This is a genomic window from Collimonas sp. OK412 (genome assembly GCF_900112135.1).
GTDB lineage: Bacteria > Pseudomonadota > Gammaproteobacteria > Burkholderiales > Burkholderiaceae_D > Collimonas > Collimonas rhizosphaerae.
Genome location: NZ_FOLC01000043.1, coordinates 1 through 24026, shown reverse-complemented (window position 1 = coordinate 24026; position 24026 = coordinate 1). Strand labels below are relative to the sequence as shown.

20 protein-coding genes are annotated in these 24026 nt (G+C 60.2%); 11 read left to right on the top strand and 9 right to left on the bottom strand.

The features are described from left to right. A partial coding sequence (locus BM062_RS26070; RefSeq protein ID WP_254785072.1) for a transposase occupies positions 1 to 246 on the top strand: 246 nt, incomplete at its 5' end. 262 nt (positions 247 to 508) lie between these two features. Here BM062_RS26070 and leuA read toward each other — a convergent pair. From leuA to BM062_RS24215, 5 genes are all read right to left on the bottom strand, one after another. Further along, the gene (gene leuA, locus BM062_RS24235; protein WP_092402141.1) at positions 509 to 2215 is read right to left on the bottom strand and encodes a 2-isopropylmalate synthase; all 1707 of its coding nucleotides are present in this window, start codon (positions 2213 to 2215) and stop codon (positions 509 to 511) included. Positions 2216 to 2773: 558 nt separating this feature from the next. Beyond that, positions 2774 to 2911, bottom strand: a complete 138-nt coding sequence (locus tag BM062_RS24230) for a DUF3096 domain-containing protein (RefSeq protein WP_092402138.1) — start codon at positions 2909 to 2911, stop codon at positions 2774 to 2776. A 374-nt stretch (positions 2912 to 3285) separates the two neighbouring features. Continuing rightward, positions 3286 to 3612 (bottom strand): hypothetical protein, encoded by a 327-nt coding sequence (locus tag BM062_RS24225; protein ID WP_092402135.1) that lies wholly within the window; start codon positions 3610 to 3612, stop codon positions 3286 to 3288. Between the two features lie 130 nt (positions 3613 to 3742). Then, positions 3743 to 4204 carry a GNAT family N-acetyltransferase gene (locus BM062_RS24220; protein ID WP_092402132.1) on the bottom strand — a complete coding sequence of 154 codons (462 nt, stop codon included), beginning with the start codon at positions 4202 to 4204 and terminating at the stop codon, positions 3743 to 3745. Positions 4205 to 4250: 46 nt separating this feature from the next. Beyond that, positions 4251 to 5549: an MFS transporter gene (locus BM062_RS24215; protein ID WP_092402129.1), complete on the bottom strand. Its 1299-nt coding sequence runs from the start codon at positions 5547 to 5549 to the stop codon at positions 4251 to 4253. A gap of 322 nt (positions 5550 to 5871) precedes the next feature. Here BM062_RS24215 and BM062_RS24210 point away from each other — a divergent pair, with 322 nt between their 5' ends. Further along, a complete protein-coding gene (locus tag BM062_RS24210; protein ID WP_092402126.1) occupies positions 5872 to 6810 on the top strand; it encodes a LysR substrate-binding domain-containing protein in 939 nt (312 codons plus the stop codon). 328 nt (positions 6811 to 7138) lie between these two features. Here the strand turns inward: BM062_RS24210 and BM062_RS24205 are convergent, their stop codons facing one another. Further along, positions 7139 to 7531, bottom strand: coding sequence for a carboxymuconolactone decarboxylase family protein (locus BM062_RS24205; protein WP_092402123.1), 393 nt, complete (start codon positions 7529 to 7531; stop codon positions 7139 to 7141). 17 nt (positions 7532 to 7548) lie between these two features. Continuing rightward, a complete protein-coding gene (locus tag BM062_RS24200; protein ID WP_092402120.1) occupies positions 7549 to 7944 on the bottom strand; it encodes a MerR family transcriptional regulator in 396 nt (131 codons plus the stop codon). A 182-nt stretch (positions 7945 to 8126) separates the two neighbouring features. Between BM062_RS24200 and BM062_RS24195 the strand changes: the two genes are divergently transcribed. From BM062_RS24195 to BM062_RS24165, 7 genes are all read left to right on the top strand, one after another. Further along, complete coding sequence (locus BM062_RS24195; RefSeq protein ID WP_092402117.1) at positions 8127 to 9152, top strand: aldo/keto reductase; 1026 nt, start codon at positions 8127 to 8129, stop codon at positions 9150 to 9152. 120 nt (positions 9153 to 9272) lie between these two features. Further along, entirely contained in the window at positions 9273 to 9941 is a 669-nt protein-coding gene (locus BM062_RS24190; protein ID WP_092402114.1) for a response regulator transcription factor, read from the top strand. Continuing rightward, positions 9938 to 10993, top strand: a complete 1056-nt coding sequence (locus BM062_RS24185; protein WP_092402111.1) for a sensor histidine kinase — start codon at positions 9938 to 9940, stop codon at positions 10991 to 10993. The genes BM062_RS24190 and BM062_RS24185 overlap by 4 nt, the downstream gene beginning before the upstream one ends. A 546-nt stretch (positions 10994 to 11539) precedes the next feature. Further along, the gene (locus BM062_RS24180; protein ID WP_092402108.1) at positions 11540 to 14404 is read left to right on the top strand and encodes a TonB-dependent receptor domain-containing protein; all 2865 of its coding nucleotides are present in this window, start codon (positions 11540 to 11542) and stop codon (positions 14402 to 14404) included. 181 nt (positions 14405 to 14585) lie between these two features. Next, complete coding sequence (locus BM062_RS24175; protein WP_092402105.1) at positions 14586 to 15968, top strand: pyridoxal-phosphate dependent enzyme; 1383 nt, start codon at positions 14586 to 14588, stop codon at positions 15966 to 15968. After that, positions 15965 to 17164 carry a trans-sulfuration enzyme family protein gene (locus BM062_RS24170; protein ID WP_092402102.1) on the top strand — a complete coding sequence of 400 codons (1200 nt, stop codon included), beginning with the start codon at positions 15965 to 15967 and terminating at the stop codon, positions 17162 to 17164. The genes BM062_RS24175 and BM062_RS24170 overlap by 4 nt, the downstream gene beginning before the upstream one ends. Beyond that, positions 17161 to 17691 carry a tetratricopeptide repeat protein gene (locus tag BM062_RS24165; protein WP_175501150.1) on the top strand — a complete coding sequence of 177 codons (531 nt, stop codon included), beginning with the start codon at positions 17161 to 17163 and terminating at the stop codon, positions 17689 to 17691. Before BM062_RS24170 ends, BM062_RS24165 begins: the two co-directional genes overlap by 4 nt. A gap of 66 nt (positions 17692 to 17757) precedes the next feature. Here BM062_RS24165 and BM062_RS24160 read toward each other — a convergent pair whose 3' ends face one another. Then, the gene (locus tag BM062_RS24160) at positions 17758 to 19581 is read right to left on the bottom strand and encodes a M4 family metallopeptidase (protein WP_092402099.1); all 1824 of its coding nucleotides are present in this window, start codon (positions 19579 to 19581) and stop codon (positions 17758 to 17760) included. A 374-nt stretch (positions 19582 to 19955) separates the two neighbouring features. Here BM062_RS24160 and BM062_RS24155 point away from each other — a divergent pair, with 374 nt between their 5' ends. Continuing rightward, positions 19956 to 20543, top strand: coding sequence for a CVNH domain-containing protein (locus BM062_RS24155; protein ID WP_175501149.1), 588 nt, complete (start codon positions 19956 to 19958; stop codon positions 20541 to 20543). A gap of 9 nt (positions 20544 to 20552) precedes the next feature. Here the strand turns inward: BM062_RS24155 and BM062_RS24150 are convergent, their stop codons facing one another. Further along, complete coding sequence (locus tag BM062_RS24150; protein WP_092402093.1) at positions 20553 to 21473, bottom strand: LysR family transcriptional regulator; 921 nt, start codon at positions 21471 to 21473, stop codon at positions 20553 to 20555. A gap of 134 nt (positions 21474 to 21607) precedes the next feature. On the opposite strand from BM062_RS24150, the gene metE reads away from it, so the two are divergent. Beyond that, positions 21608 to 23896 (top strand): 5-methyltetrahydropteroyltriglutamate--homocysteine S-methyltransferase, encoded by a 2289-nt coding sequence (metE, locus tag BM062_RS24145; RefSeq protein ID WP_092402090.1) that lies wholly within the window; start codon positions 21608 to 21610, stop codon positions 23894 to 23896. Positions 23897 to 24026 lie beyond the last annotated feature (130 nt).

Below are 24026 nucleotides of genomic sequence, written 5' to 3'. Positions count from 1 at the left end.
GAAACGGTGGAACGCAGCTTCGCCGACGCCAAGCAATTGCATGGTCATCGCTACGCAAAGATGCGTGGCTTGCGCAAGCTTGCCGAGCAATGTCTACTGGGGGCTGCTTGCCAGAATATGAAGAAGATCGCGCTGCTGCTGGCGCGGCTTTTAGCTTCTTTAAACGTCCATTTCGACCGCACATACGCCTTGATGCGCCATTTCCTCTTGCATGACGCTTTCTTCTGCCGATCGCCTGTTTTTTAAGCCCACGCCTTAATTCGACCCACAAAAAATAAAACCCACCAAAAAATGGTGGGTTCGTCAGCAACCTGACCGCTACCTGGTAGCGGTTTTTTTACGCCTGCTGTATTTAGCCCGCGCAGAAGAAATGATAGCGCGGCCGGACATCATGGGTAACTGACGTCCGGCCGCGCCGATGAAAGCATGTAGTACGGTAATACCCAGCCTGCACGATACCTGCCTGCCGCGTGATCGCCGCGGCAGGAGGATTAAAGAAAACTGCTGTTTACGCCGCGGCCGCGCTGTTGCCGATTTCCTGGTTGGCGGCCTGGCCGGCGATTTCAATCTGGCGGTTGACCGCGCTCAGGATCGCCTTGAACGAGGCGGTCAGGGTATTGGCGTCGATGCCGACGCCGAAGCCGGTTGGCGCATCGTTCAGGCGCAGCTCGATATAGCTGGCGGCCTGGGCGTCGGCGCCGGCGCTGATCGCGTGCTCATGGAAATCCATCAGCTTGATGTCCAGCCCCAGCGCATTGACAAAGGCGTCGATCGGGCCGTTGCCGTGGCCGCTGGAAGTGTGCTGCTGGCCGTCGCGCACGATGTCGATTTCGATCTTCACCGGCTGCGCCTGGCTGGAATCTTCGCTCATGCGGTGGCCGCGATACACATACGGCGTTTGCTTGTCCAGGTACTCCTGCTTGAAGATGTCATAGATGTCGCTGGCGGCAATTTCCTTGCCCGTGGCATCGGCCGCTTTCTGGATCGCGCGGCTGAATTCGATCTGCAGGCGGCGCGGCATCGCCAGGCCGTATTCCTGTTCCAGCAGGTAAGCCATGCCGCCTTTGCCTGACTGGCTGTTGACGCGGATGACGGCGTCGTAGCTGCGGCCGAGATCGGCAGGATCGATGGGCAGGTAGGGGATTTCCCAGATAGCGTCGGCTTTTTGCGCGGCGAAGCCTTTCTTGATCGCATCCTGGTGCGAACCGGAGAAAGCGGTGAACACCAGGTCGCCGACATACGGATGGCGCGGATGGACCGGGATCTGGTTGCAGTCTTCGACGCACTGGCGCACTTCGTCGATGTCGGAAAAATCGAGGCCCGGGTTGACGCCCTGGGTGTACAAGTTCAAGGCCAGCGTCACCAGGTCGACATTGCCGGTGCGTTCACCGTTGCCGAACAGGCAGCCTTCAACCCGGTCGGCGCCGGCCATCACGGCCAGCTCGGCGGCGGCGACGCCGGTGCCGCGGTCGTTATGCGGGTGGACGCTGATGATGGCCGCGTCGCGCCGGGCCAGGTTGCGGTGCATCCATTCGATCTGGTCGGCGAATACGTTCGGCGTGCTGCATTCGACGGTGGTCGGCAAATTGAGGATGACTTTGCGGGTAGGGCTGGCTTGCCAGGCTTCGACCACGGCGTCGCAGACTTCTTTCGAGAAATCCAGCTCGGCCATGCTGAAAGTTTCCGGCGAATATTCATAGCGCCATTGCGTTTCCGGGCGGGCGTCGGTCAGTTCTTTGATCAGGCGCGTGCCGGAGACGGCGATTTCCTTGACTTCGTCGCGGCTCTTGTCGAACACGATGCGGCGCCAGGCCGGAGCGATCGGATTGTACAAATGGACGATGGCTTGCTTGGCGTCCTGCAGCGAATCGACGGTGCGGCGGATCAGGTCTTCGCGCGACTGGGTCAGGACGATGATGGTGACGTCGTCCGGGATATGCTTCTCTACGATCAGCTTGCGCACGAAATCGAAATCGGTTTGCGAACCGGAGGGGAAACCGACTTCGATTTCCTTGAGGCCTATCTTCACCAGCAGCTTGAAGAAGCGCAGCTTGCGGTCGGCGTCCATCGGTTCGATCAAGGCTTGGTTGCCGTCGCGCAGGTCGGTGCTCATCCAGATCGGCGGAGCGCTGATGACCTGGTTGGGCCAGGTGCGATCGCTTAATGGAATCGGCGGGAACGGACGATATTTGACAGCAGGGTTGTGCAACATCATGGTAGGCCTCTCTTGGAGCTAGTGATTGTGCTGAAGAAAAAAAAGAAACGAAATGGTGCGGTGGCGGGAGGGTTGCCTGGCGGCCACTCGGAAATCAACGCGAGGCCAGGCAACCGATCGCTAGCGATAGCAGGAATTGCGCTGGCAGATGCGCTGGCAAACGCAAGGCGGCAAGCGTGTTGCTGTAGCAAAAGAAGGTAAGGCGGATTGGCTGGGATTGCATGGAATCGTGCTCTTTAAAATCGAGATCCCTTATCGGAACCTCAGTTTTACTACCGTTGATTTCTTGACTGGCGCTGGTGTTGCCTGTTGCTGCCAGTGGCGTCCCCGTCAGAACGGGGTCGAGATCATAGTGCGCGTAGTAGCGATAGCGCTAGTAGCGGCACTAGCAGCATTGCTGGCAGGGCGCCGGCAACGTGCAGTAGAGAGCGGGATTGGATGCGTGTGGAAAACATGCAGTTAATGTATGAGATAAAGCCGGGCCTTGTCAAGCGCCGCTTGCCGCCTGGCTGAAAATACAGCGGAATCGGCGCGGATGTGTGGCCGGGGCAAGCTTTTTCAGCGGCCGAACAAGCCGATCAGGCCGATCACGATCAGGTACAGGGCGATGATGTAGTTCAGCAGGCGTGGGATCGCCAGTATCAATACCCCGGCGATCAGCGAAACGATGGGGGTCAGGTGCAGGGCGGTAATCATATGCGCTCCGTTTCGAGTAAGGAATGGCGTTGTTGCTGACTCGATGATACGGCGCCGGCGGTTTTACCCGTGTAGGACAACGCCGTCCGATAGCGTAGGAGTTGCACTGATTCTGGACGAAAAAAACGGCTTGGCTATCCACCGCTGCAGGAGGAGATTCTGCAGCAGTATTGGCTAATGCCGATAAGGACACACACTCCGTCAGGTGCACGAGCTGGAACTTGGCGGCCTTCGTCAGCAACGGGCAGGTCGTTGGCGATGGCCATTCCAGATCGGGCAAGAGACGGATTTACTCCCTTCCCGGGGAATATCTTGGCGGTTTCACATGTTTGCTGAAACCCGCACTGAATCACGCTTGATTCATCAATATGGTGCTAGAGCGCGCGGGTGCCCGAAATCAGGCGCGTGATAAACGCCGAACGCTCATTCTTTTGCTTGGGCAAGGCGCGCTCGATTACCGAGGTCCATTGCTCCGACAACTGCTGGCAAGTGGCGCGCAGCACCGGCGCCAGTTCAGGCCAGTCGGACAGGGTGCGCAAATGCCGTTCAATCGTCCGGGCCGACTGCACGCAAGCGTCGTTGGCCAGGGTGTGCATGTTGTACTGGGAGATCAGGTGCAGCACCGCCGAGATCAGGAGCTCCGGCGGCGTGCGATAGTCCTCGGCCGCGGCCGGATCTGCTGCATTGCGTGAACCGTTCATCAGGTGCTCCTTGATCAGCTGGTTTTAAATAGTAATGATTCTCATTTAAATTATTATCCAAGCCGATCGTGAATGCAAGTGTTTTGCCGTTTTTTTATCTTGGACGCGAGTCCGGCCCGGCGGGCGGGTTTCAGCCTGTAGCTGAAACCCGCTCCTGGCGGGGCGGGCAGACCATCAGGTGCTCAGCGTCTTCCTGGCTGGTTTCCCTGAAACCAAGCGCTTCGTATAGCCGCCTTGCCGGATTGCCGGTCAATACCTTCAGCGCCGTAGGCAGCCCATCGCGGCGCGCCTGGTCCAATACATTTTCAATGATGGCGCGGCCCAGGCCTTGGCCCTGGAATTGCGGCGCGATCTGGATCTGTGCGATATACCATTGGCCGGGCTCGCGATACGCTTTCAGCAGGCCGACATCCTGGCCGTTGACGGAAACGATCCGGGCGTGCTCGAACCGGACCAGCACGCGCGCCAGCTGCGAAGCGTCATCGCGCGCGGCATTGACGCGCGCCAGGTGTTCGCTCATGGTCGCATGGCGCAGGGCAACCAGGAACGGCAGGTCTGCCGCGGTAGCGCTTCTGAATTCCAGGGCTTGCATGCCATCCTTTCAATAAAAGACGTGAGCCGCTGCAGGCGGTTACGGTTTATTTGTTGACCAGGTGTTTCGGCACCGAAAGCGTCAGCAAGGCGCCCAGCACCAATGATGCCGCCAGCACGAACATGCCGCTGTTGGTGCTCTGGGTCTGGTCCTTCAGCCAGCCGACCAGGTAGGGGCTGACGAAGCCGGCCAGGTTGCCGAGCGAATTGATCAGCGCAATCCCGGCCGCCGCCGCCGCGCCGCCGAGGAATGCGGTCGGCAAGCTCCAGAACAGCGGCAGTACGGTAATGATGCCGATGGTCGCCAGGGTCAGCGCCGACATCGCCAGCACGGTATTGTGGTCGTACACGGTGCTCAGGATCAGTCCGACGCTGCCGAGCAGCGCCGGGATCGCCACGTGCCAGCGCCGTTCGCGCCGGCTGTCGGCGCTGTGGCCGATCAGGATCATGGCGATGGCGGCGCTGGCGTAAGGGATCGCGGTCAGCAGGCCGATATTGAAGGTGTCTGTCACGCCGGTAGCCTTGATGATGGTCGGCAGCCAGAAGCTGACGCCGTACAGGCCCATGACAAAACAGAAGTAGATCAGCGCCATCAGCCATACGCGCGGGTTGGCGAACATCTGGCCCAGCGAGGCTTCCTGCTTCTGGCTGCTTTCGGCCTGTATCTGTGCTTCCAGCAATTGCTTTTCGGCTTCGCTCAGCCAGTCGGCGCCGCGGATCCGGTCTTTCAGGTAAAAGATCACGAACACGCCCAGCAGCAAAGAAGGAATCGCCTCCAGGATAAACATCCATTGCCAGCCCGCCAGGCCGTGCACGCCAGGCATGGCTTTCATGATCCAGCCCGACAGCGGACCGCCGATGACGCCCGATATCGGCACGCCGGTCATGAACAGCGCCGTCATCTTGCCGCGCCGGTGTGCCGGATACCAATATGTCAGGTACAGGATGACGCCAGGGAAAAAGCCGGCTTCGGCTACGCCCAGCAAGAACCGCATCACATAAAACGTAGTGGGGCTGTCGACAAAAATCATGGCCCCCGAAATGATGCCCCAGGTGATCATGATGCGCGCGATCCAGAGCCGGGCGCCGACCCGGTGCAAAATCATGTTGCTCGGTATTTCAAAGATGAAGTAGCCGATGAAGAAAATCCCCGCGCCCAGGCCGTAGACGGTTTCGCTGAATTTCAGGTCGTTGAGCATCTGCAGCTTGGCGAAGCCGACATTCACGCGGTCCAGGTAGGAGGCGACATAACAGAGGAACAGCATGGGCAGCAGGCGCCAGGTGACCTTGGCGTAGGTTGCGGTTTCGAATGCGCTGCTGGCAGGCGCGTTTGAATTATCTGGCATGTCTCTCTACCTTGGTTTAGTTATAAGAAACGGCGGGGGGAAACTCAGCTCGGCCGGGATGCCGGATTGCAATGCATTGTAGCCGCACCATGGTGGAATGGCTACGGCGCGCTTGCGTCCGCCAAGGTATGGGGAGTGCAGCAGCTCGCGGTGAAATGGGCCGTTGACTGTCCGATGGCGTGGCGGCCGGGATCAAAAAGCGCTCCCGTTGCAATGATCTCAACTATACTCAGCAGCATGCGGCAAAAGCCCCGATTTGCACTCCTGCCGTGCCCGCAAGAGAGAAGTGCAGATCCACCCACAGCACTGAGGTTTCTATTTCATGGAGTTGCGTCAACTGCGCTATTTTGTCGCCATCGTCGACCATGGTTCGCTGTCGCGCGCAGCGCGGGTCTTGCATATCGCCCAGCCGGCCCTGACGCAGCAGATCAAGCAACTGGAGGATGAACTGGCGGCGCAGCTGCTGCACCGTTCCGCGCAAGGGGTGATTGCCACCGACGCCGGCAAGATTTTTTATGAACATGCGCAGGCGATCCTGAAGCAGGTGATCGACGCCCGGTCGGCCGTCGCCCAATCCACCGACAAGCCGACCGGCACGGTCGCCCTCGGCATCCCGCAAAGTGCCTCCGGCATCCTAGCCTTGCCTTTGCTGACTGCAATGCGCGCCCGCTATCCTGATATTTCCCTGCAATTGACGGAGGAACTGACCGGTAACCTGATCGAACAATTGAAGACCGGCCGCATCAACCTGGCGATACTGTTCGACGACGGCCAGCTGGCTTCGTTTGCCACCACGCCGCTGGTGGAAGAGGAGATGATGTTCATCACGCGCAGCGGGTCACAGCATGCGGGCGGGCGCCGCTCGATAACCTTCGCGCGCGCCGTCAAGGCTCGGCTGATATTGCCCGGCATGCAGCACGGGGTGCGCCCGCGCATCGAGAGCGTGGCGCGAGCCGCCGGCCTGACGCTCGACAACGTGATTGAAATCAGTTCGGTGACGATCATGAAATCAGCCATCCTGGCCGACATCGGCGCCACCATCCTGCCGGTAGCGCCGCTGCTGCCGGAAATCAAGCGCGGCGAGATGAACGCTTATTCCATCAGCGGCGAAAAGCTGTCGCGCACGCTGACGCTTTGCGCGTCGAAGAATATTCCGTTGACCACGGCGGCAGCGGCGGTAGAACGGCTGGTGCTGGAGGTGACCGACGAATTGTGCCGCAGCGGGCAATGGCTGCATGCGAAGATCCTGGCGCGGCCGTGAGTCCGGCATGCGAGCCATCGTTTTTTCTTATATCCATATCCAGAATCAGTATTTCCTGCCGGCGGCGCCAGTCACTTAGACTTCAGTCACAGCAGAGTTCAATGCGTGCTGCGAGGGCCGCCACCATGGCCGTTTGGCCTGACAGTCGGACACCTTATCGGGTGTTCACATGGCAGGTTGTTTCCGGATCATCATCCTGGAAATCGTATGGAAAATCGCACATGCAGTGTCGTCTGCCGTTATCCGGAATCTGTGCTGCAGCTCCGTCCTGATCAAACGGAGCGAGCCGGAACCATACATGATCCCGGCTGTTTTTTTAAGGCGTGTTTTACTGGGGATGGGCCAGCCTGTCGTGTTCAGCGAACACTTCCTTTGCTGCAAACATGCCGTTCAATGCCGCAGGAAAACCGGCGTACAGCGCCATCTGCATGATGGTTTCCGTAATTTCCTGGCGCGACAAGCCGACGTTCAGGGCGGCTGCCAGGTGCACTTTCAATTGCGGCTGCGCGGTGCCCATCGCGGTAAGCGCGGCCACTGTCGCCAGCTCACGCTGCTGCAGGCTGAGGCCGGGACGGGAATAAATTTCGCCGAAGCCGAATTCGATCACATAGCGCCCGAGGTCGGGAGAGATGTCGGCCAGGCTGTCGATCACCTTTTCGCCGGCGATGTCGTCGACTTCCTTCAAACGTTGCAAACCTCTTTCGTAAGTGCTTTGTTCCATGTGTTTCTCCAAGTGAATCATGCGTGGTCAAGGGCTTTCAACTGGCGTTCCATGCCGGCATACAGGGCGACTTTGTCGCGCAGCATCTCCAGCGTTTCCTGCAGCTCCAGCAGTTCGGCTTCCAGTGCAACCGCATGCTGTTGCAGCAACGTCTTGCGCTCTGACACACTGCCAAGCTGATCCCCCAGCCTGCGCAGTTCGGCGTAGCGCAGCATCTGCTGTATCGACATTCCCGTAGCGCGCAGCCTGAGCAGGAATTCAATCCAGCGCAGGTCTTCCTGGCGGTACAGGCGATGCCGGTTGCTTTGCCTCGGGACAGGGTCGATCAAGCCTATCTTTTCGTAGTAGCGCAAAGTGTGGACGCTGAGTCCGGTGGCTGCCGCAGCTTGCTGGATCGTGATGGAAGTGGCCATGGAATAAAGTTTAGAAGTTAGAGTGCACTCTAGGTCAAGCGTTTATTATCGCAGCACTGCGATTTATCCGGCCGACGGCGCGCCAAAAGTCCGGATAGCCGTTACGGGATATGATTACCGGACGACTTTTCCCTGCTTTTGCGGATTTTTTTCATCCCGTTTCTTTAAACGAAAGGCTCATCATGGACTACCGACGTTTAGGAGCATCCGGATTCAAGGTGCCGGTACTGAGTTTCGGCACAGGCACGTTTGGCGGCAAAGGCGATTTTTTTGGCGCGTGGGGCAATACCGATGTTGCCGAGGCAAGGCGGCTGGTGGACATCTGCCTTGATGCCGGGCTGACCATGTTCGACAGCGCAGACATCTATTCCGACGGCGTCGCCGAGGCGGTGCTTGGCGAAGCGATCAAAGGCCGGCGCGACCGCGTGCTGCTGTCGACCAAGGCGACTTTCCGCACCGGCGAGGGACCGAATACGGTCGGCTCGTCCCGCTATCACCTGATCCAGGCTTGCGACGCCGCGCTCAAGCGCCTCGGCACCGACTACATAGACCTGTTCCAGCTGCACGGATTCGACGCCCTGACCCCGGTCGAAGAAGTGCTGTCGACGCTGGATGACCTGGTGCGCGCCGGCAAGATCCGCTATGTCGGCGTATCGAATTTCTCCGGCTGGCACCTGATGAAGTCGCTGGCGGTCGCTGAGCGCTACGGCTATCCGAAATATGTCGCCAACCAGACTTATTATTCGCTGATCGGCCGCGATTATGAATCGGAACTGATGCCGCTGGGCCTCGACCAGGGAGTCGGCGCCGTGGTCTGGAGCCCCCTCGGCTGGGGCCGCCTGACCGGCAAGATCCAGCGTGGCCAGCCGCTGCCGGAACATAGCCGCCTGCACAAGACCGCCGACATGGGGCCGCCGGTGGCGGATGAACTGCTGTACCGGGTGGTCGACGCATTAAAGGAAATCTCTGCCGAAACCGGCAAGAGCATCCCGCAGATCGCCCTGAACTGGCTGCTGCAACGGCCTACCGTCGCCACGGTGGTGATCGGCGCCCGCAATGAAGAACAGCTGCAGCAGAACCTTGGCGCCATCGGCTGGAACCTGGACGCGGGGCAGGTGGCCAGGCTGGATGCTGCCAGCGCGGTGACTGTCGCCTATCCATACTGGCACCAGCGCGGCTTCACGGAGCGCAATCCATTGCCGGTCTGACGGCCGGGGACCGATTCTCGATCCGCCATCGGAATTGCCAAATAAAATGTTCAAAATAGCTGCATCATCATTAAAATCAGCGACTTATTAGTGAGTAACCGTTGCAGCTAAGGAAATCAAGTGCATATTCTTTTGGTGGAAGACGATTCGGTGCTGGCGGACGGCATCTTGCGCATCTTCAAAGGCCACGGCATGGTGGTCGACGTGGTGAAGAACGGCAACGACGCCGACGCGCTGCTGCAGCGCACGGAAATTTCGGCGGTGGTGCTGGATATCGGCTTGCCAGGCATCGACGGTTTTGAAGTGATCCGCCGCCTGCGCGCGCGCGGCAGCCAGGTCCCGGTGCTGTTGCTGACCGCGCGCGACTCGGTGCAGGACCGGGTCTACGGGCTGGAGCTGGGCGCCGACGATTACCTGGTGAAGCCGTTCGCGACGCAGGAGCTGGTGGCCAGGGTGCGCGCGCTGCTGCGCCGTAGCGCGCCGCAGCCGCTGGAAATGCATCTGGGCGGGCTATCGCTGAACACCTCGTCGCGGCGCGCAAAAATCAACGGCAAGGCGATCGAGCTGTCGGTGCGCGAGTGGGCCGTGCTGGAATACCTGCTGCAGCAAGCGTCGCGCGTCGTATCCAGGCAGCAGATCATCGACGCCATCCTGCCATGGGGCGCGGAGCTGACCCTGAATGCGGTCGAGGTGTACATATCCAGGATCCGCTTGAAAATCGCCGACGCCGGGATCGAGATCCGCACCATACGCGGGTTTGGCTACATGCTGGAAAAAACCGAACCATGAGCAAGCCCAGCATCCGCATCGGGCTGCTGAAGTGGCTGCTGGTCCCGCTGCTGGCCGTCAACCTGGCCGGCGTCGGGCTGGCTTATTGGCTAGCCTGGATTCCGGCCCGGACTGCTTTCGACCAGACCAGGATCTTGATGGGGCTGGTGTGGCTGGAGGCGGGGTTGGCGCTGGTGCTGGCGGCCGTCATCTGGCTGGCGCTTGGCAGGGGATTGCTGCCGCTGAAGAAAATGACTGCCGACCTGGAGGCGCGCAGCAACGACGACCTGTCGGCGCTGGATGAGCAGCATGTGCCGCTCGAACTCAGCCCGGTGGTGCAAGCCATCAACCGCCTGTTGGACAAAGTGCAGCAGGACGCCAAGGCGCAGCAGAATTTTCTCGCCAACGTGGCCCACCAGCTGCGCACGCCGCTGGCCGGATTCCGGACGCAGCTGGAATGGCTGCTGCAGAAGCATGCCGGCGAACCGGAAAGCGCGCACTCGATCGCGCTGATGACGTCGTCGACCGAACGCATGATCCGCCAGACCAACCAGCTGCTGACGCTGGCGCGCGCGGAACCGGCCAAGTTCGAGAAGGAGCGCTTGCGGGTGGTCGAGCTGAACCGGCTGGTGGAGGAATCGATCCAGCATTTTGTCGAACAGGCGGACCGGAAGAACATCGACCTTGGCTTCAATCTGCAGCCGACACGGGTGATGGGCGATCATTTCCTGCTGCGCGACCTGATCGACAACCTGGTCGACAATGCTATCCGCTATTCACCCTCGAACGGCAAGGTGACGGTGAGCACGCTGCATGGCAAGGACGGCGGCATTTTTTCAGTGGAAGATTCCGGTCCGGGGATTACGCCGTCCGAGCAGGAACTGATCTTCAACCGTTTCCGCCGCCTCGACGACAGCGTTGCCGGCAATGGCCTGGGGTTGGCGATCGTGCGAGATATCGCCAAAGACCACGGGGCCAGGATCAGCCTCGAATCCGGCGTCTCTGCCGGCACGATTTTTTCGGTGCATTTTCCATTCCCGATTTTGGGCATGCCGTCGAAATTACCCGCATAAATACGTGCACGGCTCACGCGTGTAGCTGCTTGTAACCGTCTATTGCTAGCGTACAAACAACTGTTGTCGAAGTGCTAGCGGCGAGGTCTCGGAAGTTAGTCGAGGGCCGACACTATGCACTAAATCATTTCCCCGGAACACAATTTTTACGCTTGTTACTCTTTCAGAGCACGAAATGTTGTATCCCATTTACACCTGCATTCTTCCATCCCCATTATTAGTTTCTTTACGGTAATTTACATCCCGAGCGATCGCTCCTCCGCGCTCTGGCGCGCCATTGCTGGCGCTCCAGGCGGAGAGGCATGGCTCAGCGTCGATATGTTTTGTGGCATGTTTGTTGCTTAGTGTGTCTGTGGAAATGTTTTTGAGTGGCAATTACAAATCGCGATTTGAAAACGGATCCACAAGAAAGAGCCTCACCGCTGAGGAACCTGTTTCAGTTGCGCATGGGTTTCGAAGCATCGCTCAGAAGGCGATTAACAAATCTGTTTGATTTTTTACAAAACTGTAAATTTCTGCTCTGAAACTTACCTATAGGGAGTTGTGATGATAAAAGAAAGAAGATTGCCGCATTTGCTACGACTGATGTTTTCCGGCAGCGTAGTGGTGGGAGTGGGGCTGCTGGCTCACTCAGTGCAGGCACAGGAGACAAAGACCGACGATGCGCCGCAGCAAATGCAGCGCGTTGAAATTACCGGCTCTTCCATCAAACGCATCACGAAAGAAGGCGCTCTGCCGGTGCAGACGCTGACCCAGGAAGATATCGCCAAGAGCGGCGCCAACAGCGTGGCCGACCTGATCCAGGCCCTGCCGGCGATGCAGGGGTTCATCCCGCAATCGAGTTCGGTCAACGGCAACGGCGGCGGTGTCGAGACGGCCTCCATCCATGGCATCGGTTCGGGTTACACCCTGGTGCTGCTGAACGGACGGCGCATCGCCAAATCGGCGATTTCCCACAACGACTATGCGGTCAACCTCGGCAGCATTCCGCTGGCGGCGGTCGAGCGGGTTGAAATCCTGACCGACGGCGCTTCCGCGCTGTACGGCTCCGACGCGATTGCCGGCGTGGTCAACTTCATCCTCAAGAAAAATTCCACCGAAGCCACCATCACCGCAACCTATAACGCGCCCACCAAGGCCGGCGGCAAGAGTTTCAATGTAGGCCTCTCCAAAGGATTCGGCGACCTCGACAAGGATGGCTACAACATATTGCTGGCATACAGCCACGACGAGCAAAAGAACCTGGTTGCCGGACAGCGCGGGTTCGCCAGCAGCGGCGTGGTGCCTTTCAGCGTCGGCGGCCAGAATTATTCGCTCTACCAGCTGAGCAGCTATACCGCACCCGGCGGCGTTTCATTGCGCCATGCCGACGGTTCCGATCCAACCCAGTTTTCGCCCAACTTCCTGAAAAACGGCAGCTGCGGCCCGAATACTTTCCAGGCCGGGAATTACTGTAAATTCAACTACGCGGCAACGGTCGAACTGATACCGGAATCGCAGCGCGACAGTTTTGTCTTGTCGGGCAACCTGAAGCTCAACAGCGACACCACCCTGTTTGCCGAGGCGGTTGCTTCGCGTTATTCCATCACGCCGCAATATGCGCCGTCGGCCCAGCCTTTGGCGCTGTCGCTGAGCAGCCCCCTGTATGCCAAATACGTGACGCCTTACCTGGCCCAGCTGGGAGAAAACCCTGCCAACATCTCGGGCGCGGTGATGAACCTGCGCCTGGTCGATGCCGGCGGCCGCACCGATGAATACCGCACCGACGCCGTGCATGTGGCATTCGGCGTGGACGGCAACTTCAAGGGCTGGGATTACAACGCGTCCTACACCCATTCGCAAAACAAGTTCTACGACAAGGCGATAAACGGCTATCTCAGCAACAATGCATTCCAAAGCATCGTCGCTGCCGGCAATTTCGATCCGTTCGCGCCTTCGGGCTCCGGGGTGGCGGCGCTGGCGCCGGCGGTATTGCACCAGACGCTGGACGAAGCGACCTCCAAGCTGGATGTGATCAACCTGCACGGTTCGCATGACCTGTTCAAGGCGCCGGGCGGCATGGCGCAGATCGGCCTCGGCGTGGAAGCGACCAAGGAACAGCATACCGACAGTCCTAGCGCGATTTTGCAAAGCACCAACGCTTTGCAGCCGAACTATACCGATTCCATCATCGGCGGCAACGCCGGCGCCTTGCCGTTTTCGGCAAGCCGGATGAACTACGGCACGTTTGCTGAAATGCTGGTGCCGGTCATGAAGAACCTGGACGTCACGGCAGCACTGCGTTACGACAGCTACGATGCGGCGAAAAACGACGCCAACTTCGACAACGCCGGCAACCCGCTCGGTTCAGCGACCCAGGGCAACTCCGCCAGCAAATCGACGTACAAGATTTCTGCGCGCTGGCAGCCGGTCGAATCGCTGCTGCTGCGCGGTTCCTACGGCACCGGCTTCAAGGCGCCGACCCTGTCGCAGATCACTTCGCCGATCCAGTTCAGCGGCAATACCGCGCAGCAGCACCCGTGCCCGGTTTCGGCGCCGGATCCAAGGGCTGCCGGCTGCCAGGGCGTGACCCAGTATGACGTGCTGCAAGGCGGTAACCAACTGAGCGGTTCCAGCGGCCTGAAGCCGGAAACCTCGAAACAGAGCACCGTCGGCTTCCGTCTTGAACCGATACGTAATGTATCGATCGGTTTCGACCTGTGGACCGTCAGCATCAAGAACCAGATCAGCATCCTGCAGGAAAATATTGCATTCGCCAATCCGGCGGCTTATTCCAACCTGTTCACGCTGTTCAACGATCCGATCCAGGGATCGCAGACGATCGCTTTCATGCAGACCCCGGTCAACCTGGCCAGCGCCAAGTACCAGGGGATCGACTGGGACCACAGCTTCAAGACCAAGACCCCGATCGGCGACATGAGTTTGCAATGGACCGGCACCTACATGCTGAAAGCCGAGCAGGATTTCCCGGGAACCGGCACCCAGAGCAGCCTGGGCAAATACGGCGCCGACCAGAACGTGGTGTTCCGCGTGATTTCACGCCTGGCGGGATCCTGGAAGCAGTCGGATACGTTTACCCATACCCTGACCGCCAACTATCGCTCCGGTTATCATGACCAGACCTATACGGCCGACGACGCCACGGTCCGCATCGTCAATCCTGACGGCTCGTACGGCGCCTTTGTCGCCATGCCTAACCATAACGTGGCTTCCTACACCACGTTCGACTGGCAGACCAAGATGACGGTCAAGAAGGGCCTGGAATTCACGGGCGGCATCAAGAACCTGTTTGCCCGTACTCCGCCGCTTTCGCTGGTGACGGCGGGCGGCGGCAACCAGGTTGGTTACGATGCCCGTTACACCGATCCGCTGGGACGCCAGTTCTATATAACAGGCACCTACAAGTTCTAAGCGTTTTTGGTTTGCAAGCTGCCAGGCCGGCCGGATGCGATGTTTGCGTCCGGCCGGTTTTTTTTCGCCGCGCGGTTTCCTTGCACCAAAATGTTCCAGTGAAGAACTGATAAGATAGGCCGGTCAATTTGATCGAAACAGACGGCGAGTGCTGTCGATTTCCTAACAGGAAGGCCTGCCCATGAACTTATCGAGCCGCCCAGCGGTGCTGGACCTGATCGGCAATACACCATTGATAGAAGTGACGCGGCTCGATACCGGCTGCTGCCAGCTGTTCCTCAAGCTGGAATCGCAAAATCCCGGCGGCTCCATCAAGGACCGCATCGGCCTGTCCATGATAGAAGCGGCCGAGCAGGATGGCCGCCTGCGGCCCGGCGGCGTCGTGATCGAAGCTACTGCCGGCAATACCGGCCTGGGCCTGGCGCTGGTGGCCTGCGCCAAGGGCTACCGCGTGATCCTGGTGGTGCCGGACAAGATGTCGGGAGAAAAAATACAGCACCTCAAAGCACTGGGCGCGGAAATCCATATCACCCGTTCGGACGTCGGCAAAGGCCACCCGGAGTACTACCAGGATTATGCCGCGCGGCTGGCGCGCGAAATGCCGGGATCTTTTTATGCCGACCAGTTCAACAACCCAAGCAATCCGCTGGCGCACGAACAAAGCACCGCTCCCGAGATCTGGGAGCAATGCGGGCACCAGCTCGACGCCATCGTCTGCGGCGTCGGTTCGGCCGGCACGATCACCGGCCTGACGCGGTTTTTCCGCAAGGCGCAGCCGGCGCTGGAATTTGTGCTGGCCGATCCCAAGGGTTCTATCCTGGCCGAATACATCAATACCGGAAAAATAGAATCGGTCCCCGGTTCGTGGGCGGTGGAAGGCATCGGCGAGGATTTTGTGCCATCCATCGCCGACCTGTCCGGCGTCAAGCACACCTATACGATCAGCGACGAAGAGAGTTTCAGCAGCGCGCGTGAACTGGTGCGGGCGGAAGGCATCCTCGGCGGTTCTTCTACCGGCACCTTGCTGGCCGCGGCGCTGCGCTATTGCCGCGAACAGAGCCAGCCGAAGCGTGTCGTCACCATCGTTTGCGATACCGGCACGCGCTACCTGTCCAAGGTGTACAACGACAACTGGATGCACGACCAGGGTTTGCTCAAGCGCGAGATCGTCGGCGACCTGCGCGACATCATCGGCCGCCGTTATGAAGAGGGCAGCGTGATCAGCGTGGCGCCCGGCGATACCTTGATGACCGCATTCAACCGCATGCGCAGCGCCGAGGTTTCGCAGCTGCCTGTCATCGAAGGGCAAGAGCGGCAGGTGATCGGGATCATCGACGAATCCGACCTGCTGCTCAAAATCGCCGCCGACGCCGCCAATTTCAACCAGCCGGTAAGCAGCACCATGACCAGCGCGATCGAAAAACTGGCGCCGACCGCAAGTGTCGATGCGCTGCGCAGCACCTTGGCCCGCGGCCTGGTCGCCATCATTGCCGACGGCGACCGTTTCTACGGCCTGATTACCCGATTCGATCTACTCAACCATCTTCGAAGGAGTCTCTCATGAGCAGCAGCAAAGACGCCGGACATCAATCCGACCTGCATTTCGCCACGCGCGTGATCCACGCCGGGCAAAGTCCCGACCCTACCACCGGCGCCATCATGCCGCCGATTTACGCCACTTCGACTTTCGTCCAGCAAAGCCCGGGCGTCAACAAAGGGCTCGACTACGGCCGCTCGCACAACCCGACACGCTGGGCGCTGGAGCGCTGCGTGGCTGACCTGGAGCAAGGTTCCCAGGGGTTTGCTTTCGCCTCCGGCATGGCTGCTGCCGCAACCGTCCTGGAATTGCTGGACAGCGGCGCCCATGTGGTCGCCGGCGACGATTTGTACGGCGGCACCTATCGCCTGTTCGACAAGGTGCGCAAGCGCAGCGCCGGCTTGTCGTTCAGCTTCGTCAACCTGGTCGATCCTGCCAACCTGCTGGCGGCGATACGGCCGGAGACCAAGATGGTGTGGGTCGAGACGCCGACCAATCCGATGCTGAAGCTGGCCGACCTGGAAGCGATCGCCAAGATCTGCCGCGAGCGCGGCATTATCGCGGTCGCCGACAATACCTTCGCCAGCCCGATGGTGCAGCAGCCGCTGACTTTGGGTTTTGACGTGGTGCTGCATTCCACCACCAAGTACCTGAACGGCCACTCCGACATCATCGGCGGCATCGCCGTGGTCGGCCGCGAAGCGCGCCAGGCGGAATGGCGCGAACGCCTGGCTTTCCTGCAAAACGCGGTGGGCGCCATCGCCGGGCCGTTCGACAGCTTCCTGGCCTTGCGCGGCGTCAAGACGCTGGCGCTGCGGGTCGAGCGCCATTGCCAAAACGGACTGGAGCTGGCCGGCTGGCTGGAAAGCCAGCCGCTGGTAAAACGGGTCCACTATCCGGGCCTGGCTTCGCATCCGCAGCACGAACTGGCGCAGCGCCAGATGCAGGGTTACGGCGGCATCATCTCGGTGGAGCTCGACAGCGACCTGGCCGGCGCCAGGCGTCTCCTGGAACGCTGCGAGATCTTTGCGCTGGCCGAGAGCCTGGGCGGGGTGGAGAGCCTGATCGAACATCCGGCCATCATGACCCACGCCACCATTCCGGCGGAACACCGGGCCAAGCTGGGGATCAGCGATTCGCTGGTGCGGTTGTCGGTCGGAGTCGAAAATATCGAGGACCTGAAGACCGACATGCGTAACGCGCTGGCGGCCATCAAGCAATGAGCGAAGGTCTGCACGATTGGGAAGCGCGGGTAGCCGCGCTCTGGAAGCAGGTGGATGCGATACCTCCCGAGGACCTGGTCAGCCGCATCGATACGCTGGCGGCGGAGCGGCCTGCGGATGACGCCCTGGCCTTGTTCGAGCGCGCTTGCGCGCGCGATACCGCCGGGCTGGAATCCGCCGCGGAGCCGCTATACCGGGCTGCCTTGGCAAGCCATGGACTCGATCCTTATCGCCAGGCGCGGGCAACCATACAGCTTGCCAGCACCTTGCGCATCCTGGGACGGCTGGAGGAGAGCGAGCAACTGGTCAAGGCGCAGCTTGAGCGCTATGCAGACGCGGGCTATGGTTTGGCGCTGTACGACGAAACGCGGGCGACCCTCGCTTTGACCTACCTGGTCCAGGGACGGGCGGTTGAAGCAGCCTGCCTTGCGCTCACTACGCTGGCGCCGCATTTGTCGCGCTACAACCGTTCGGTAGCCGGCAACGCCGCGGAAATTCTCAAGGGCAGCGTTGCCAGCTGGTCCTGAACAAACTGCCTGTGTTGAACAAGACCCCGGCCGCGCCTGAGCGGCCGGGGTCTTGTTATCTTGCGCTTACTGGTAGTTCGCTACCAGCGAAACGCCGCTGATGGAGCGGTAGGCGTTCAGCAGCAGGTAGTAGGTGCCTGCCGACGGTGCGCCTATCGTCACATTTTCCGAGGTGGTGCTGCCGTCGGATTTGCCGTCGTAAGACGAAGTGGTCGGCGTAGCGTTGAATTTGACATAGATGTCGCCGTCACCGCTGCCGCCGGACAACTGGAAGCTCAGGTTCCTGGCGCCGGCCGGCACCGTGATGCTGTACACGTTGCTGGCGCCGGTGGCAAGCGCGATGCCTGTGACAGGTACGCCCTTGACCAGCACGTTGCCGCTGCTGGTGCTGCAGCTGACGCCGACAGCCTTGAATGCCGCCGTCACGTTGGCCACGACATAACCGCGGTTGGCGGCGGCCTTTTCGACGCCGCAAGCGCCTTGGTTAAAGGTGCTGTTGGCGGTCCAGTAGAGGTGGTTGGCGTCGGCCATCACTTCGAACGCCTTGCGGGTGCTCCAGCCGGCGGTGGTGGCCAGCAGGTAGAACGCCTTGTTGTACACGCCGCTGCTGTAGTGCACGTCCAGGCTGCTGGTGTAGTTCTTGGCGTTATCGATGGAACGGCCGTCCTGGGTCGGGTTTGCCATGTAGCGCAGCGCGCCGCTGCCCTTGAAAATATCGGTCCCGACCAGGAAGTCGTTGGTGCCCTTCATGTAGTTCTCGGAAGCTTCGCCGGCCATGTCGGAAAAGGCTTCGTTCATGCCGCCCGACATGCCGCTGTACACCAGGCCGGAATTCTGCTCGGTGAAACCATGGCTGACTTCATGGCCGGATACGTCCAGCGCTACCAGCGGATAAAAAGTGGAAGCGCCATCGCCGAAGTTCATGGCGCTGCCGTCCCAGAACGCGTTCTCATAGCTGTTGCCGTAGTGGACCTTCATGTACAGGGTCTGGCTGATAGGGCGCAGGCTGAGCCAGTCGCGGTACATGTTGAACACGACGTTGCCGAAGTAGTGGGCGTCGTTCAGCGGTGAAAACGCGCCGTTGACCGCCTTGTAGGTATTGCGCGGGCAGGTGAAGTGGAAGGGCGTGCTGCCGCTGGTGCCGTTTTGCAGGTCGACTGTCACCACGTTGGTAGTGATCATGTTGCAGTTGCTGTCGACAACCAGCGGACCGTATATGCCGCCTGGCTGGTACTCGTACTGGCCGGTCTTGGCGTTGCCGCCGGGACCGCTGGCTTCGTAGTGCGTGATGCCTTCCCATTTTTTCAGGACGGCGCCGGTGTTGGCGTCAATGATGAAATGCGGACGGCTTGGCTTCGCTGCGCTCTTGTTGACGAAGGACACCACATAAATCAGCTGCGCCACATTGTTGCTGCCGAGCTGGACATACAGCTTGGCCTGCTCGTTTTCGGTGACCGCGGCGCGGGCAATCGACTTGGCTTGCAGCAGCACGTCAGCTGCGGCATAGGCTGGCTTGGCGCTGGGCAGGTCGTTGTCGATATTGCGGATCAGGCTGCCGGACATGGCTGGCAGCGCCTGGTTGGCCGTGCGTTGTTCGACAATCGCCTGGTCCCACAGCGGCACGCCCTGGAAATATTGCTGGTAGCGGGTGACGACCTTGCCGTTGGCATAGTTCTGGCTGCGCAGCGGCTTCAGCTCATCGCTGGTGAGGCCGAGGAAGGCTTGCGCCGTTATCGGTCCTATCGATCCGGATCCGGCTTGTTTTGCGGCAGCTGCCTGCGGGGCGTAGCTTTCAAGGTCAACGCGGTCGGCAGCGATGGCGCTTGAGCCTGCTGCTAGCAGCAGCGACAGAAATAAAGGGGCTTCGACGTGACGTAATGCTGGCTTCATGTTATCTCACTCTCTTTAAATGGATGCGTGGATATTTCATAAGATTGACCAGATACTTCGCGAACAAAAACTCAACCGGCTATCGAGGACAGCGGCGATGACTTTCACAGACGGAAATACGTGACTTAAGTTACGTCTTGTTACAAAATGAATGCCATGCGGCAACATACCTGCATTCCAGATGCCGAAACAGCTGTCATTTCTTACAGGATGTGTTGGTGGTGCCTGCCGCCGGATCAGGCTGGAGGAGCTGGGTGTTACTGGCTAGAGTTACTGGCTAGATAGAGACAGGAGATGTCAGGAAACGCTAGGAAATTGATGCTGTCGAAGTAGAATCACATATATACAAAATGTTTCATTGAATGGAGAAAAAAATGAAAATCAAATCCATGCTGGTCCTGATTGCCTGCGGCTCGTTCGCCGCCTGCGCCGCGAGCCCGTACAACGACGGTTATAACCCGTACCAGCCTGCCGCTGCCGGCGGTTACGGCAATGCCCCGATCGTTGCCTATGGCGGATATGGCGACTCCCCATCGTACGGCGACCGCCGGGACGACCGCTACGACGACGACCGCGGCGGCTGGACGCCGCCCGGCAGCTACCGCGATTCCTGCCGCGATATCGTGGTTCGGCGCGGCATGCTGGAAGCCACTTGCGGCGGCGACAACGGCGGCCGCAGGACGGCCATTCCCCTGTCATCCTGCCGCAGCGGCAGCTTTGAAAACATCAACGGCAACCTGCAGTGCATGGGCGGGGGCAATCGGGGCTACGGCGGTTCCAGCAGGGACGTGCCGCCTGGTAGCTACCTCCAGTCTTGCTCGGAGATCGGGGTTTACGGCGGCACGCTGCAGGCAACGTGCGGCGGCAGGGATAACAGCAGGATACGGTCTTCCATCTCGATACGTTCCTGCCGCAGCGGCAGCTTCGCCAATATAAACGGCTACCTGCAATGCGACAGATAGCCGCAGCTGTCAGAGCAGTTCTACGCTCAGCAGGTTGACGTAGCAGCTCTCGCGCGTGGTCCTGACAAAATCGGCCAAGTACGATTGCTGCGACATCTCCGGCAGGCAAGCCGCATACAGCCGCCCGGTCAGGCCGGCGGCGGTGATCCTCTTGGCCAGCACATAATCGCGCGTCAGGTAATTCTGCGCGGCCCAGATCGGCAAGGTAGCGATGCCGCGCCGGCTGGCGACCAGCTGCAGCATCGCCACCGTCAGTTCTGTGGTGCGGCGCGCGGTCTGGATGCCGGCCGGCTTCAATACCTGGCGCACCACGTCCAGCATGTCGTCCGGCACCGGATAGGTGATCAGGGTGTCGCCGGCGAAGTCTTCCGCCACCAGGTACTCCTTGGCCGCCAGCGGATGGTCGTGCGCTACCAGCGCCACGATCTCGAAACTGAACAAGGCGTGGTAATCGACCTTCTCGTCAGGATCGACTTCCGCCACGATCGCAACATCGGCGCGATGCTCATATAACAGGCCGACCGGATCGGCCTGGAAGCCCGAGACGATATCCAGCTCCACTTCCGGCCAGCGTTTGCGAAAGATGTCCATGGCCGGCATCAGCCAGTCGAAGCAGGTATGGCACTCCACCGCAATCCGCAGCTGGCCAGCCACGCCTTGCGCCAGCCGCACCAGGTCGCGCTCGCTTTCCGCCACCTGCGGCAACACCGCATCCGCCAGCTTCAGCAAGCGTTCGCCGGCCGGGGTAAAACGCACCGGCACCGATTTGCGTTCAAACAAGGTAGTGCCGTGATGATCTTCCAGCTGCTTGATCTGGTGCGACAGCGCCGACTGGGTGACGTTGAGCAGCGTTGCCGCGCGCAGCAGGTTGCCGGCTTCGCGCAGCGCGTGCAGGGTTTTCAGGTGGCGTAATTCCAGGATGGATTGCATATTGGTTGCTTAAAAGATAATCAAATAAGATGTATTAGTAAAATTCAAGTTGATTCTTAATATTTATCGTTTGAATCATAATCCAAGCTGGCTCAACATGCGAGTCATCGAACTTGTTTTTTATGGAGATAAAGATGGCATTGGCACACGTATTAGGGTTTCCGCGCATTGGCGCTCACCGCGAACTGAAGTTTGCCCAGGAGTCGTTCTGGAAGGGCGCTTCCGATGAGGCCGCATTGCGCGCTACCGGTGCCACGCTGCGCGCCCGGCACTGGCAGGCGCAAGCCGATGCCGGCCTCGATTTCGTCACTGTCGGCGATTTCGCCTGGTACGACCAGGTGCTGGGCACGCTGGCCCTGCTGGGCGCGATTCCGAGCCGCTTCGGCTTTGATCCGAAACAGTTGACCCTGGCCGACTATTTCACCCTGGCGCGCGGCAGCAAGCATCACTTCGCGATGGAAATGACCAAATGGTTCGACACTAACTACCACTACCTGGTGCCGGAATGGACTGCCGATGTGCAGTTCGACGGCGGTGTCGACTGGCTGCACGATGAGATTGCCGAAGCGCGCGCACTCGGCCACAAGGTCAAGGTGGCGCTGATCGGCCCGCTGACCTTGCTGTACCAGGGCAAGATCAAATCAGGAATCGCGCACAAGCTGGACCTGCTGCCCAAGGTTGTGGCCGGCTATCAGCAGCTGCTGCAGCGCTTGCACGCCGCCGGCATCGAATCGGTGCAGATCGACGAGCCTATCCTGGCGCTGGAACTGGATGCCGCCTGGCGCGCCGCCTTTGCGCCGGTCTACGCGCAATTGAGCGGCACCGCTCCGGCACTGCTGCTGACTACCTATTTCGGCGAAGTCAGCGAACATGCCGACCTGCTGCGCGCGCTGCCGGTAGCCGGCGTCCACCTGGACCTGGTGCGCGGCGCCGGCCAGCTGGAACAGATCGCTGCCGGCTGGCCGCAAGACAAGGTGCTGTCGCTCGGCGTGGTCGACGGCCGCAACCTGTGGCGCACCGACCTCGACCAGGTCTTGTCCAAGCTCAAGCCTTTGCAAGCGCAGCTGGGCGACCGTCTGTGGGTAGCCTCAAGCTGCTCCCTGCTGCACGTGCCGGTGGACCTGGCCAATGAACCCAAGCTCGACGATGAACTGAAGAGCTGGCTGGCGTTCGCTACGCAAAAGCTGGCGGAAATCGTCGCCCTCAAGCTGGCGTTGAACGGCAAAGCGGCTGAAGTCGAAGCACAATTCGTCGCCTCGCGCTCCGCCCAGGCCAGCCGCCGCAGCTCAAGCCGCATCCACAATCCGCTGGTGCAAAAGCGCCTGGCCGCGGTGACCGCGGCGGACGCCGAACGCTCGGCCGGTTTTGCCGCCCGCATCGCCAAGCAGCAAGCCAAATGGCAGTTGCCGGCTTTCCCGACCACCACCATCGGCTCTTTCCCGCAGACCGCCGAAATCCGCCAGGCGCGCGCCGCCTACAAGCGCGGTGAAATCGGCCACCTGGACTATCTCGACAAGATGCGCGAAGAAATCCGCGACGTGGTGGAGAAGCAGGAACAGCTCGGCCTCGACGTGCTGGTGCACGGCGAACCTGAGCGCAACGACATGGTCGAGTATTTCGGCGAACAGCTGTGGGGTTACACCTTCACCGCCAACGGCTGGGTGCAAAGCTATGGTTCGCGCTGCGTCAAGCCGCCTATCATTTACGGCGACGTCTACCGTCCGGAAGCGATGACCGTCGGCTGGAGCCAGTTTGCCCAGACCCTCACTTCGAAGCCGATGAAGGGCATGCTGACCGGTCCGGTGACCATGCTGCAATGGTCCTTCGTACGCGACGACCAGCCGCGTGAGACCACGGCGCTGCAAATCGCCCTGGCCTTGCGCGATGAAGTGTGCGACCTGGAAAAGGCCAACATCGGCATGATCCAGATCGACGAACCGGCGTTCCGCGAAGGTTTGCCGCTGAAGTCGCGCGACTGGCCGCATTACCTGGACTGGGCGGTGCGGGCATTCAAGATCAGCGCCGCCGGCGTCGGCGACGAAACCCAGATCCACACCCACATGTGCTATTCGGAATTCAACGACATCCTGCCGTGGATCGCCGCGATGGACGCTGACGTCATCACCATCGAGACGTCGCGTTCGGACATGGAGCTGCTGGATGGCTTCGGGCAGTTCGCCTATCCTAACGACATCGGCCCGGGTGTCTACGATATCCACTCGCCGCGTGTGCCGCAGGTCGATGAGATGGAGCGCCTGCTGCGCAAGGCGCGCGGCGTGATTCCCGATGCGCGCCTGTGGGTCAATCCGGATTGCGGCCTGAAGACCCGCGGCTGGCCCGAGACTTACGAGGCGCTGGAGAACATGGTGCTGGCCGCCAAGCGTTTGCGTGAGACGGTGGAGCAGGAACGCAAGGCAGCATAAGTCGGGATGAAAAAAAGGGGCGAATATCATTCGCCCCAGGTTGCTGACGAACCCACCATTTTTTGGTGGGTTTTATTTTTTGTGGGTCGAATTAAGGCGTGGGCTTAAAAAACAGGCGATCGGCAGAAGA